A 13,582-nucleotide genomic window follows, 5' to 3' on the forward strand; every position below is an offset into this window, starting at 1 on the left:
TAGCATAGTTTGAGCAATACAAACACAAAGATTTTTGAAAAATAGTCGAAGTGCTATACATTCCTTTAAATATATGTGAGAAATTAGAAACGACCATACCTTATTTAATATACGCTAACAACTTCATGAAAGTAAGAAATATTCAGATTCTATTTATCTTTAGCAATAGGAGGTCGGACCTGTCCGTCAAACACTGAACATTACAACCTTTTTATCTGAATCATAGAAACAATACTTTCTATAGAGAGAGAATGATATAAAAAGTACTTGATTTTCAAAGAATTTTACTTTTTTTAATAAATTTCAACAGTAGAAAGGATTTGCTGTATTTTAAATGAAAAATATTATCATTTCTGGGTGTAGACGAATAATTAAATATGATGAATGGATCTGTAAATATCATTTACAAAAGGTTAATATTCTGGTACGTGGACGTTCTCATTAACAAAACCAAATCCCACCTAATTCTTAAAAAATAGATAAAGCAAAAAGAGGAGAGTAGCTTTTACCTTTTTCATGTATTAAACCCAAAAACTTGAAATGTCGTACTATTAAGCAAAATAACACCTAGCAACCTCAAACACAGTTATCATTGATCCAGAGCTAAAATCATTAATTACATATCATTTAAAAGTTTCATACGAAACAAAACAAATATGAAGAATATTTACTTAAGGATTTTACTTTTTCATGTATATAAAAAATTTTTATAAACAATAATTAATATGATATTTATTACATTAAACATATATTATTTAAATTCAGTTTAATTTTGAGTAGAATTATGTTCAACTTTAAAATTTAAGAGTATGAAAGGATTATTAACATTTTCAATGGGAATGATGGTTCTTGTGACCTTATGGGGTCAAACCATCCGTTACGTCAAAACAACAGGTCTTCAAGGTGGTGGATACCAAGGACCTTATTCATGGAATGATAACGAAGCATACAGAGATCTGCAAGCTGCTATCAACGATAGTCAGTTTGGCGATGAAGTATGGGTCGCACAAGGAACATATATTCCAATCTACGACTCAGCTTTTGTTTATACTGATTCTTCTCGTTGGTCAACCTTCGTACTTAAAGAAGGAGTAAAAGTTAGAGGATCGTTTCAAGGTTTACCTGGACAAGAAGGTGACACAAGTTATCAAGATTTGAATATGCATCCATCTATTCTCTCAGCTGATATAAAACAAAATGACCCCTCTTACTTTCCATGGCCAGGTGGTGCTCAAATAAGTGATTCGTATATCATAGATAATGCTTATTCAATTGTCCGCAATGTAACACCACTAACATCTGCCACATTACTAGACAATTTTGTCATTAAACATGCTTATTATTTAGATACAACATTACCAAATTATGGAAATCAAAAAGTGATTGGCGCAGTTTTTCTTAAAGAGAATGCTTCTCCGATTTTGTCAAATTTACTTTTCATGCAAAATAATGGTGCTGTTGGTTGGATTCCAGGATTCATTCATTTTCCCGGCCAGCAATCTATAGCCGGTTCTGCCATCACCATCGTCAATTCCAGCCCTACCATAAAAAATTGTATGTTCTGGAGAAACTATAGTGGGCCTGCCATTACTGTAAATAATTTTGTAAATTATGACACAGTTTATGTTAAAGATTCATATTTTATTGATAATTACGGTGGGGATGCTGGTGCTGTAATTTGTCCGTATGGAGCAGCTAAGTTAGTCATGATTAATTGCATGATGTATTATAATTTCTCAAATTATGGTACTGGTCTCATTGCTAAGGGATTCTGGACATCTAATCCAGTAGAAGTTATTATTCAAAATTGTACTTATATGCAAAACAATTTAACTTCTTTAGCTTATCCTGGACGTTTATTCTATCTAATGGCGAATTATGGACATGCTGCAGTCGATGTTAAAGTTGCAAATTCTGTTTTTTGGGATAACGGACCTAAATTTACTTCAAATAATACCCCTGATGGGATATTTTACTATGATTCTGGTATAAGCCTCGATATAACCAATTCACTAGTTGAGTTTGGCTGGCCTCATTATAAATCAAATATCCTCACTTCCAACCCCTTATTTGTTTCATTACCAAGCACAAATCTTTCACCACTTGATTTTGATTATAAATCAGCTTTCAACGTCTATGAAAATAGTCCATTAATTGATCCTAATTTACCTCAAGTATATTTCAACGTACCCTTCGATATTAACGGTAATCCTCGAGATGCTAACCCAGATTTGTCTTCATTTGAATTTGAAGACCCTATACCCGCTTCCCTAATTCCAATCGAAAATTCAGAACACGTCATTATCTATCCAAATCCTTTTTCAAACGAATTCAGTATCAAACTAGATCATGTTAATAATGCCATACTTCAGATCTACGATATTACAGGACGCGAAATACACCAACAGTTATTAGAGAATAATATAAATCAAATTTCAGTAAAAGGGATGCTTAGTGGATTGTACACTATAAAGGTTTCCACAACAAATGGAGATATTCTCTCTGTACGGAAAATAATAAAACAATAAAACTTCGCGTCTTTAACACAAAAAAGCTGTCACATGTGTGACAGCTTTTTTTTCTTAAAATCACTTCATCATACATTATGATCCAAGACTGAGTGTTTTTTATTTTATTTATGCGAATTTCTCATTCATGCTTGTTCACCATCCAAGCTTAAATGATCAACTATAGTTCGACAAAAAAACAGAATAAGCCATGAAACAAGAACTTTAATTTTACATCCAGCAAAATATAACGTTAAAAAAAGAATTCCCACCAATTTAACTCATAACATTGCTCTCCTTCTATCAAAGTGTGTTGCTCTAAAAAAATTTCAATCTTTCACAAGCTCTATATACTGAGTTAAGCTAAAACATTTAAGGATCGAAGATCTTCAAAAGCCTGCACGACACGTTTTACCATGGACTTTTCGGCCTCACGAAGCCAGGCTCGAGGATCATAATATTTTTTGTTAGGTTTGTCAGGACCTTCAGGATTACCAAGTTGCCCTTGAAGATAAGCTTCATACTTCTTATAATAATTTAAAACTCCTTCCCAATAAGCCCACTGAGTATCAGTATCAATGTTCATCTTGACAACCCCATATGATATTGCTTCATGGATTTCTTCCCTACTTGAACCACTACCGCCATGGAAAACAAAGGACACGGGTTTTGTTTCTGTCAGTTGTAATTTTTCGACAATATAATTTTGACTGTTTTTTAGGATGACGGGCTGAAGGACAACGTTACCGGGCTTGTAAACCCCATGAACATTTCCAAATGAAGCTGCAATCGTAAAGTTGGGAGAAATTTTTATCAGTTCCGTATACGCATAAAAAACATGTTCGGGTTGAGTATAAAGACGAGCATTTTCTATTCCTGTATGATCTACCCCATCTTCTTCACCTCCTGTCACGCCAAGTTCAATTTCCAAAAACATTTCCAAAGCTGATATTTTTTCAAGATATTTTTTGCTGATAGCAACGTTTTCTTCAAGTGTTTCTTCACTTAAATCTAACATATGACTTGAAAAAAGAGGATAACCATGTTTCTGATAAAATTCTTCTCCAGCCTTGATCATACCGTCTACCCAAGGTAGTAGCTTTTTAGCTGCATGATCGGTATGAATGACTACCGGTACTCCATAGAGCGGTGCCAGCTGGTGAATTAAATGAGCTCCAGCTATAGCACCAGCAATACTAGCTTCATAGTTGTCATTATGAATAGATTTTCCAGCAACGAACTGACCTCCACCACTGGAAAATTGAATAATGACAGGCGACTTGACCTGTGCTGCTGCCTCTAGGACAGCTATAATAGTACTCGAATTGGTCACATTTACAGCAGGTAAAGCAAATCCTTTCTCTTTAGCATATGCAAACAATTTTCTTAAACCTTCTCCATACACAATTCCGGGTTTTAAAATCTCCTTCAATGTTTCCATAATATTTTTTTCAAAATTACGAGATTTTTCACGAATATAGAATATACCTTTTCGTATAAAACATGTTAACTTTGATCGTTTAACGTGCATTTTTTATGTCAAAAGATATATATGAAATTTTTCTCAAGCATATCTCTTCCGACATACCTGACTACGGATCGAGAAAATATTTACTTGCTGTTAGCGGGGGTCTGGACAGCATGACCATGTGGGAACTATTTACTCGTGCAGGTTTTCAGGTTATTGTAGCCCATGTAAACTATCAACTCCGGGGACAAGAAAGCGAAGAAGATGAACTACTTGTTAGAAAAATTTCTTCGGAAAGAAATCAACCTGTTTTCGTCAAACATATAGATTTGCACAGTTTTGCTCAACAACATGGTCTAAGCATTCAGATAGCTGCCCGCAAAGTACGATACGATTTTTTTAAAAAAATCCTCGAACAGGAAAAAGCAGATTTTATTTGCACTGCACATCATAAGGATGATTTGATTGAAACATTCTTCATTGCTCTTCACCAAAAAGGAAATCTGTTCAAACTAACTGGCTTTCAAAAGATTTCCGACTATATTTATAGACCTTTATTGAACTTTTCACGCAAGGAACTTGAATCATATGCTTATCAAAGAAAAATTATTTTTAGAAATGATCGAAGTAATCAACAAGACATATATCAACGAAACATTTGGAGAAATCATATTTTACCAAAAATTGACTTTTATTTTCCTAATTTTCGTCAAAACTTTTATCAAAGTTTAAACTATTTGCGTGAAACAAGCTCATTCTTAAAATATGCGATCCATCGAGAATTAGAATTTTGCATGATCGACGATCGAACGTTAAATTTAAATAAACTTAGAAAACACCCTTTTTCTATTTGGTTACTTAAACAATTCTTACTATCCATGAATGGCGATCCAAATTGGGCTGAAAAAATCTTATCTTCTTCCTTACAACCTCGACGCTTTATCAAAAATGGCAATATCTTTTATATTCATCACGATTTTTTATACGTAGAAAAACTAGATCAAACCACGGATAGCATCGATTTATACTATATTGACGAAGATCTTTCTACATCTCATTTGCCTTTTTTTCTCGAAGCTACCCAAGTCACCATTCAGAGTTTAAATGAGATACCGAGAAATCCCTATCAAGCCTGCATGGATATGAGCAAACTACAATTTCCGATTCTTGTTCGAAAATGGAAGGCAGGTGATTATTTTCAACCACTTGGGATGAAAGGACAAAAAAAAGTATCTGATTTTCTCACTGACTCAAAAATTCCAATTTGGGAAAGAAATAAAACGTATGTGATGATTTCCAACCATCATATTATTTGGGTCATAGGCTTGCGGATCTCACAGCAGGTTGCAATTCAAGAAGTGCCCTCCCAAGCCATCCTGTGGAATTATAAAAATATATAACTTTGTGTATTAAAATGAATTTCATGAAAAAAACACTTGCAGTTGTTCTCATTATTTTTAATTGTCTTATTGTAAAAAGTCAAATTCTTCAACCCGTCAAATGGAAATCATACGTTCAAAAGCATAACGATTCTATTGCACATTTGGTATTCAAAGCCACCATAGATCCTGGATGGCATTTATATGCTCAGGATGTTCCACCAGGAGGTCCTGTTCCAACGACTTTTTCTGTCAAACCAGGAAAACACTTCACGTTAATCGGTAAAGTTTATCCTGTAACTAAGGCTCATGATGGGTACGACAGCACATTCGAGATGAACATTAAGTTTTATGAGAATTCTGCTACATTCGTTCAACCTATTAAAATTCTAAGTAATGAGAAGTTTACAGTAGAAGCTACTGTAGAATTCATGGCATGCAACAACATTACCTGTATTACTCCCCAAGAAGTTGATTTTTCTTTCACCATTGATGGTTCCCAGTATAAAATAGCAACTTTAAATGTTGTGTCAAAAGATAAAGACACAATATCCTCTCAGGGAAAAACACCTCATACGGTAGTTTCTTCTGACAAATCCACAACCCTGAATCATGATCAGAAAACAAGTCGTGGCACGATCGATGTCGTTCGTCCAAAGCGTTCTATTTGGGGAATCATTCTGGAAGCCATCATTTGGGGATTATTGGCTATTCTTACACCTTGCGTTTTCCCCATGATTCCAATGACCGTATCCTTTTTCCTCAAAAGCAATCAAGGCAGCAAAATCAGAGCTCGCTTTAACGCAACTTTTTTTGGCATTAATATCGTAGCACTTTATACACTCCCTATTGCCTTCCTTATTGGGATTACGTATCTTTTTGGAGGAGAGAGTGTAACAGCCGATATCTTTAATTGGCTCAGCACTCACTGGTTACCTAACATCATTTTTTTCCTAATTTTTTTCATTTTTGCTCTTTCGTTTTTCGGAGCTTTTGAAATAGTCCTGCCCCACTGGATGGTAAATCGAGCCGATAGAAACGCTGATCGTGGTGGAATGCTGGGAACTTTTTTTATGGCATTGGTTTTAGTGCTTGTTTCCTTTAGCTGCACAGGTCCTATTGTAGGGACTATCATAGTAAAATCGCTTCAGGGAGATATTTGGGAACCTGTCATTACGATGCTTGCTTTCTCTATTGCTTTTGCCTTACCATTTTCAATTTTTGCATATTTTCCTCAATGGCTCGAAAAATTACCTAAATCGGGCGGGTGGATGAACATGTTCAAGGTCACACTGGGTTTTCTTGAACTTGCTCTGGGACTCAAATTCCTCTCTGTAGCAGATCAAGTTTACCATTGGCGGTTGCTTGATCGTGAAGTATACCTTGCCATTTGGATAGTTATCTTTTCCCTTTTAGGCATGTACTATTTAGGCATATACCGCTTCAAACACGATGACAAAACCGATCACATTTCTATTGGACGACTCATGCTCGCCATTGTAACCTTTAGCTTTGTTTTATATCTTATTCCAGGTATGTGGGGTGCACCACTTAAAGCTCTCTCAGGTTACCTCCCCCCTCAACAAACTCATGATTTCGACATTCAACGCATCATTCGTGAAGAAATACAGGTACAACTTTCGATGATGGGTAATGCAAATCCGGAAAAAAGTGATTTATACAAACTTTGTGAAAAACCCAAGTATGAAGACATTCTCCCTCCATTACCACATGGCCTTCAAGGTTATCACGACCTTGAACAAGCCTTACGATGTTCGAAAAAATTGCAAAAACCAGTTTTTGTTGACTTTACCGGACATGGCTGTGTCAACTGTCGAGAAATGGAAGCCCGTGTTTGGAGCCATCCAGAAGTATTAAAAAGATTAAAAAACAATTTCATAGTTTGTGCTCTTTATGTAGATGATAAAACAGAGCTTCCAGAAAATGAATGGGTAAAATCTACTTACGATGGAAAAATCAAAAAAACCATTGGAAAAAAATATGCCGACTTACAAGTGACCCGATATAAAATTAATGCTCAACCATATTATGTAATATTAGATACTGCCGGTCATGACCTAGTTGAACCCAAGGCTTATGATCTCAACGTAGATAATTTTATTCAATTTCTTGATAATGCCTTGAAAGAATTTAATAACAGAATGAACAAATAAATAAAATTATATTTGTAAAAATTAAAGCATGAAATCACCTGAAGATGTTTTGAAAGAAGCCATTTTGATGGAAAAAAGAGGGCAAGCCCTTTACAACGAAGTATCTCATAAATCTCCCGATCCTGATGTGAAAAGAATTTTTTCACTTATGGCCGAGGAAGAAGCTATGCATGCTGCCTTTTTATCGGAACAACTAAAAAGTTTCTTAAAAAACAAAAATTTCGTTAAACTGGACCTTAAAGAAGAAGTGAGTACTCTTACTGAACTTATTATTAATACTAATTTAAAAGACAAAATTGAAGCTGCCAGCTTTGAAGGAGCTGCTATCAGTGCTGCGATCGAACTAGAAACCAAATCGATCGAGGTTTACAAAAAACAAGCAAAAGAGGCCATTGATCCTCACATCAAAGAAATGTTTGAATACCTAGCTCGATGGGAAAATACCCATTATGAAATTTTACTTAAACTTGATGAACAGCTTAAAGAAAAAATTTGGTTTAGCAATGAATTTTGGCCTTTTTAACTTTTTACCTACATAAAATAAAAAAGGCTGGCTAAAAGCCAGCCTTTTTTGTTACCATCTTTTACGTGGTTTATAATGAGTGTGCAAAAGTTCATGAGCTTCATGACTATTAGGTTTGCCAAGGAATTCTTCGTAAAGCTGAAGTACTTCTGGGTTTTGATGCGATTTTCGCAAAGGCAGTCCCTCGTCTTCTGCATAAATTGCTTCTGCTCTTTTCTTACGAATGTCAAGACTTGTAGGAATGGGTTGACCACCTCCTCCTAAGCAACCACCGGGGCATGCCATAACTTCAACAAAATGATAACTTGCTTTGCCCTGTTCAATGGCCTCCATCAATTTTTTAGCATTAGCTAATCCATGGGCAACAGCAACTTTGACCTCAGCACCTTCAAGGAAACTCCATTCTGGTAATGTTCCTTCGATTTTGATAGTTGCTTCGCGTACGCCTTCCATGCCTCGTACGGGTGTAATGTTGAGATTAGCAAACGGCACTTCTCGCCCTGTCACAATTTCATAAGCGGTACGTAAAGCAGCTTCCATGACGCCTCCAGTAGCTCCAAAAATTACTCCAGCACCTGTCGAAGTCCCCATCAAATTGTCATAAGGCATATCTTCAAGGTTGACGAAGTCAATCCCTGCCTGTTTGATCATCATGGCAAGCTCTCTGGTTGTTAGAACAACATCTACATCTTGATATCCGCTATCTCGCATTTCAGGTCTTTCTGCTTCGAATTTCTTGGCCGTGCATGGCATGATAGATACCACTTTAATTTTTGCTGGATCGATATTACGTTTCTTAGCGTAATATGTTTTAGCCAATGCGCCGAACATCTGTTGAGGAGATTTACATGTTGATAGATGCTTTAGAAGATTAGGAAACATGTGTTCAATAAATTTAATCCAGCCAGGTGAACAAGAAGTAAACAAAGGTAGTGCAACATTGGTATCTTTTTCCACCAAAGCTTTCTTTAGTCTTGTTAGTAATTCTGTACCTTCCTCAAGAATAGTTAGGTCAGCTGTGAAATCCGTATCCAATACGCCATCAAAGCCAAGGTGTTTCAAAGCTGCTACCATTTTACCCGTCACGCGAGTACCTGGTTCAAAGCCAAGTTCTTCCCCAAGAGCAGCACGAACAGCAGGAGCTGTTTGTACTACCACATGATAATCTGGATGGTTGATGTAATCCCAAACAACTTCAATGTAAGAACGTTCAGTTAAAGCAGCTGTCGGGCAACGATTGATACACTGCCCGCAATTGGTGCATACCACTTCATTCATAGGCATATCAAAGAAAGTTCCAATGTGTTGATGGTCCCCCTTAGCTATAACAGCAAGAGCTGTGACTGCCTGCAGTTCACTGCATGTTCTTACACATCTCTGGCAACGGATGCATTTACTATTGTCCTTTTGTATGGAAGGAGAACTGATGTCTGGAATTTTATCTTTTTCCTTCACTAAATCAAGAAACAAATGATAACCAATCCTGTATTCAGCAGCAAGTGTTTGCAACTCACAATTGCCGTTTCGGAAACATTTAGTACAATCTGCATTATGTTCTGAAAGAAGCAATTCAACGACATGTTTTCTCGCAGAACGAACCTGTTCGCTATGAGTAAAAATTTCCATTCCTTCAGCGACAGGTGTTGCACAAGCTGCAGAGAGCAATCGAGAACCTTTAACCTCCACCACACACACACGGCAATTACCTGCCACACTCAAATCAGGATGATAACATAGAGTTGGAACTTTAAAATTTGCTAATCTTGCTGCATCGAGAATGGTTGTTCCTTCGGGAACATTGACAGGTATATTATTCACTTTTACGGTAACCATATCCTTAAAATTTTAATATATAATCTCTTCTTTAAAGTTATCGACGATGGAAATAAATGGATTAGCCACAGATTGTCCTAATCCACACTTGGCTGCCACACGCATGGTTTGAGCTAATTTTTTAAGTTCATTTAAGTATTCAGGTTCTTTTTCACCTTTCTTGATAGCTTCAATCCCTTTGAGCAACTGCTGGGTCCCAATTCTGCAAGGAGTACATTGCCCGCAACTCTCTTCTACAAAAAATTCAAGGTAATTTTTAAGTACATTGTACATGGATCGAGATGAATTGAAAAGCATCATCGATCCTCCAGTAGGTACTCCTTCAAAACCTATGATTGTATCATTAAACCTTTTTCTTGGTACGCAAAAACCTGATGCACCACCAATTTGAACAGCCTTGGTATCACCGTCGCCAAACTCTTCAACAAAATCAGCTACTTTCATCCCCATTTCTAGTTCATAAATACCAGCCTTAGGTGTATCTCCAGATATCGAAAACACTTTCGAACCTCTTGAATCCGTGGTACCTAGCTTCTTAAATTCCTCTACGCCCATTCTTAAAATCATGATGACCGAAACAAGTGTTTCGACGTTATTAATCACCGTAGGTTTTCCAAAAAGTCCTGCAGTGGTTGGGAATGGAGGTTTGTTGCGAGGCTCTCCACGATATCCTTCAATGGATTCCATAAGAGCTGTCTCTTCACCACACACGTAAGCACCACTTCCTAAACGAATTTCAATGTTAAATGGGAAATTCCGTTGTTTTAACTGATCATTAAATATATCCAGTTTTGGTTGTAGATTCTTCATCAAATATTTATATTCTCCTCGTAAATAAATGTAACCTTTTTGAGCACCAATGCAATAAGCACAAACAGCCATTCCCGTAAACAATTTCTCGGGAACCTCATCTAATATTTTCCTATCTTTGAAAGTTCCTGGCTCCCCTTCATCTGCATTACAAATTACATATTTTTCATCTCCAGGAGCAGCTGCAGCAAATTTCCATTTTAGTCCCGTTGGAAATCCAGCACCGCCACGACCTCTTAAACCACTATCAATGATCATTTGAATTACCTGTTCTCGAGGAGTGGTTAGTGCTTTATCTAAAACATCAATGGGACTGCATTCTTTACTAAATATAATATCTACTTTTTTCAAATGTGCCATAAATATTTAGTTTTTTGATTTACTCATATAATTTTCAATAATTTCAATAGCTTTTTGGGATGTAAGTTCGGTATATGGTTCGTCGTTGACCAACATTGCAGGTCCTTTATGACACCATCCAATGCAATTGGTGTAAAGCAATGAAAATTCTCCATCATGCGTGGTTTCACCCATTTTGATCTTCAAGGTTTTTTCCAAAGCTCTGACAATGTGTTCCTTGCCAGCCATTTCACACGAAATAGTCTTACAAACGCGAATTATGTTTCTTCCCCGAGGTACAGTATCGAGAAAAGAATAAAATGTTGCTGTACCATACACATCTGCAGGAGGAATATCCATTTGTTTTGCAACCTCAACCAGAGCCTCCTGACTTAAGTACCGATTTACTTCAACTACTCCTTGCAGCACAGGAAGCAAACTACTTCTGTGTTTGCCGTATTTTTCGACCAATTTTTTAACCAATTCTGCTACATTTGACATATGTTTTCTTTTTACTTTGAGCAAATTTATACCAATAACAAACATAAAAACAAACTTAATGGGCGATTTCAACCAAATCTCTTTAATTTATATTAAGTTTAAATAAAAATTTAATTACTTTAGTATTATATGTCTTTATTCATGAAAAGACTAAAATGAACTTTGCCATACTTTCTTTCTTCGATGAAGTTTGGATGTTTATAAAAATTTTTCTCCTTCGAGTGTTCAACAATTAGGATTCCATCCTTCATAAGAAGCTGTCTCTCAAATACATATTGAATTATTTCCTCTAAATAACGATCATGATAATAAGGATCGGCAAAAATAATGTCAGCTTTAAGTTTCGTAAAACGTAAAAAAAAATGAACATCCTTAAAAGTCACGTAAAAATTATTCAAATTCCATTCTTTTTTGATTTTTTTCAAATGCCGAACTAACAAAGGATTTTTTTCTACTGCAAAGACTTTGTTAGCACCGCGAGAGATAAATTCTAAAGAAATCGAACCTGTTCCAGCATAAAGATCAAATACTATAGTGTTGCTGATATCGTAACGATGCTGTAAAATGTTAAACAATCCCTCCCTTGCAACAGCCGTTGTGGGTTTGACCGGAAGTGAATTGGGCAGCGGGATGTATCGCCCCCCGAACTTTCCACCAATTATACGCATAAATCCCTCAGACACCAAAAAACAGACGAAAAAGGAAGGTACCGATCGTCATCTGTCTCAACTCCCTTTAAAATTTCAGGATCACAATTCTTCTCTTTCAGAAATAAGAAACGTTCATCGTTAGAAACTACGTCACCAGAAATCAGTACACGTAAAGGTGATTCATTCAAAGAACAAGTTTGGATGGCACCAAAGAATTGATACCAAAACTCACTTAAAGTCTGTACATAATAATGATTAAAAATTTTTACTTTACCATGATCTAACACAAGTAATGTCATATACTCATTAAATAAAAATATTATAGCATAAGCATTTTGAAACGAAGACTTTAGATAATTTTTTAAAGCATGCTTCAACCAAAAAAATGTATAATCTTTCACATCTGAAGAAATTCTTGAAAGCTGGGATGGCACATGAGTGACCAGATAAGCAGATATATCCTCAATAAAGTATTTTTCTAAAGGTATACTTGCTGAAACATCTTTTGCTAAAGAATAAATTGAGTGTAAATCATAACTTAAAACAAGTTCTTCAGGAACCAACATAGAATTCGGCCTGTAAAAAGAAAAAACCTCACACGGATTTTTTTCTAGAAAAAAAAATGCTTCATCCAGTGGCTGAAAAAAAGCTCTTTTGAAAAAAATACCACCTGTGCCAATGTTTACTTCGAAATAAAAAAAACCATCTTCTGTAAAAAGCGAAATTCTTTTAATCTTATTACCCGGAATTATCTTAACATTTTCTAATTCAAATCCAGAATATTTCATTCCCAATTTCCATCCACCGTGGGTTCAGTAAGAGAGCCAAATCTCAAACCTTCATCAGGATTAACATTAAACTTCTTCAGATCATAATCTTTAAGAAAAGACTTAAAAGGAGCAACAACTTCAATAACACTCACCATAATTTCCCCTTTCTTTATGCGATCAGTTTTCATCGTAAATGTATCAGGTTTAGCACCATTTATATCAGAAAATGGAATATATCGTAATTTTTCAATATCTATAGACTGGTTTTTAAAGAGTGTATCTATAACACTCACATAACCAATGGTATCAATTATAGGATTAATGAGTAATGTATCACCAGGCCGAGGAGTAATTTTCAACAAAGGAACTTTACCTTGCTTCAAAAACAAAACTAAACTATCCCACGTTGGGATGTATCTATTGTTCATTTTGTTATACAATTCTTGAATCATCCGTATTTGCTTGAGCCTCTGAATGATCACTTGTTCACGAGCTTTTTTTTCATTTGAAAAACGAATGGGAGTCTCTATTGATCTATAAATCAAAAAAACTAGCGCTACAATGATCAGCAATAAAACCAATTGCACTATTCTTTTCACCATAAGTTGTGTTTTTGCAAAAATAAAAT

11 protein-coding genes are annotated in these 13,582 nt (G+C 35.7%); 4 read left to right on the plus strand and 7 right to left on the minus strand.

Annotated elements, in window-relative coordinates; genetic code table 11:
• The first annotated feature begins 809 nt into the window (after positions 1-809).
• Positions 810-2,528 (plus strand): T9SS type A sorting domain-containing protein, encoded by a 1,719-nt coding sequence (locus N2Z72_05575; GenBank protein MCX7697149.1) that lies wholly within the window; start codon positions 810-812, stop codon positions 2,526-2,528.
• 337 nt (positions 2,529-2,865) lie between these two features.
• On the opposite strand, the gene fbaA is transcribed toward N2Z72_05575, so the two are convergent.
• Positions 2,866-3,948: a class II fructose-bisphosphate aldolase gene (gene fbaA / locus N2Z72_05580; protein ID MCX7697150.1), complete on the minus strand. Its 1,083-nt coding sequence runs from the start codon at positions 3,946-3,948 to the stop codon at positions 2,866-2,868.
• Positions 3,949-4,043: 95 nt separating this feature from the next.
• On the opposite strand from fbaA, the gene tilS reads away from it, so the two are divergent.
• The 3 genes from tilS to N2Z72_05595 are packed head-to-tail and all read left to right on the plus strand — an operon-like array spanning position 4,044 to position 8,051.
• A complete protein-coding gene (gene tilS / locus N2Z72_05585) occupies positions 4,044-5,375 on the plus strand; it encodes a tRNA lysidine(34) synthetase TilS (GenBank protein MCX7697151.1) in 1,332 nt (443 codons plus the stop codon).
• Positions 5,376-5,398: 23 nt separating this feature from the next.
• Positions 5,399-7,528: a protein-disulfide reductase DsbD family protein gene (locus tag N2Z72_05590; GenBank protein ID MCX7697152.1), complete on the plus strand. Its 2,130-nt coding sequence runs from the start codon at positions 5,399-5,401 to the stop codon at positions 7,526-7,528.
• A 28-nt stretch (positions 7,529-7,556) separates the two neighbouring features.
• A complete protein-coding gene (locus N2Z72_05595; protein MCX7697153.1) occupies positions 7,557-8,051 on the plus strand; it encodes a ferritin family protein in 495 nt (164 codons plus the stop codon).
• Between the two features lie 51 nt (positions 8,052-8,102).
• Here the strand turns inward: N2Z72_05595 and N2Z72_05600 are convergent, their stop codons facing one another.
• From N2Z72_05600 to N2Z72_05625, 6 genes are all read right to left on the minus strand, one after another.
• Entirely contained in the window at positions 8,103-9,884 is a 1,782-nt protein-coding gene (locus N2Z72_05600; GenBank protein ID MCX7697154.1) for an NADH-dependent [FeFe] hydrogenase, group A6, read from the minus strand.
• A gap of 12 nt (positions 9,885-9,896) precedes the next feature.
• A complete protein-coding gene (locus tag N2Z72_05605) occupies positions 9,897-11,054 on the minus strand; it encodes a hypothetical protein (GenBank protein MCX7697155.1) in 1,158 nt (385 codons plus the stop codon).
• 6 nt (positions 11,055-11,060) lie between these two features.
• Positions 11,061-11,534: an NADH-quinone oxidoreductase subunit NuoE gene (nuoE, locus tag N2Z72_05610; GenBank protein ID MCX7697156.1), complete on the minus strand. Its 474-nt coding sequence runs from the start codon at positions 11,532-11,534 to the stop codon at positions 11,061-11,063.
• 125 nt (positions 11,535-11,659) lie between these two features.
• On the minus strand, positions 11,660-12,202 hold the full coding sequence (locus tag N2Z72_05615) for an RsmD family RNA methyltransferase (GenBank protein MCX7697157.1): 543 nt from the start codon (positions 12,200-12,202) through the stop codon (positions 11,660-11,662).
• The gene (locus N2Z72_05620; protein MCX7697158.1) at positions 12,193-12,972 is read right to left on the minus strand and encodes a DUF3822 family protein; all 780 of its coding nucleotides are present in this window, start codon (positions 12,970-12,972) and stop codon (positions 12,193-12,195) included. Before N2Z72_05620 ends, N2Z72_05615 begins: the two co-directional genes overlap by 10 nt.
• Positions 12,969-13,556, minus strand: a complete 588-nt coding sequence (locus N2Z72_05625; protein ID MCX7697159.1) for a hypothetical protein — start codon at positions 13,554-13,556, stop codon at positions 12,969-12,971. Before N2Z72_05625 ends, N2Z72_05620 begins: the two co-directional genes overlap by 4 nt.
• Between the last annotated feature and the right edge of the window lie 26 nt (positions 13,557-13,582).

The organism is Bacteroidales bacterium (genome assembly GCA_026418905.1).
In the GTDB taxonomy this organism is placed as follows: Bacteria; Bacteroidota; Bacteroidia; order Bacteroidales; family DTU049; genus JAOAAK01.

Coding starts and splice junctions, on each gene's coding strand:
- N2Z72_05575 (MCX7697149.1), top strand. CDS start 810: ATGAAAGGATTATTAACATTTTCAATGGGAATGATGGTTCTTGTGACC.
- fbaA (MCX7697150.1), bottom strand. CDS start 3,948: ATGGAAACATTGAAGGAGATTTTAAAACCCGGAATTGTGTATGGAGAA.
- tilS (MCX7697151.1), top strand. CDS start 4,044: ATGTCAAAAGATATATATGAAATTTTTCTCAAGCATATCTCTTCCGAC.
- N2Z72_05590 (MCX7697152.1), top strand. CDS start 5,399: ATGAAAAAAACACTTGCAGTTGTTCTCATTATTTTTAATTGTCTTATT.
- N2Z72_05595 (MCX7697153.1), top strand. CDS start 7,557: ATGAAATCACCTGAAGATGTTTTGAAAGAAGCCATTTTGATGGAAAAA.
- N2Z72_05600 (MCX7697154.1), bottom strand. CDS start 9,884: ATGGTTACCGTAAAAGTGAATAATATACCTGTCAATGTTCCCGAAGGA.
- N2Z72_05605 (MCX7697155.1), bottom strand. CDS start 11,054: ATGGCACATTTGAAAAAAGTAGATATTATATTTAGTAAAGAATGCAGT.
- nuoE (MCX7697156.1), bottom strand. CDS start 11,534: ATGTCAAATGTAGCAGAATTGGTTAAAAAATTGGTCGAAAAATACGGC.
- N2Z72_05615 (MCX7697157.1), bottom strand. CDS start 12,202: ATGCGTATAATTGGTGGAAAGTTCGGGGGGCGATACATCCCGCTGCCC.
- N2Z72_05620 (MCX7697158.1), bottom strand. CDS start 12,972: ATGAAATATTCTGGATTTGAATTAGAAAATGTTAAGATAATTCCGGGT.
- N2Z72_05625 (MCX7697159.1), bottom strand. CDS start 13,556: ATGGTGAAAAGAATAGTGCAATTGGTTTTATTGCTGATCATTGTAGCG.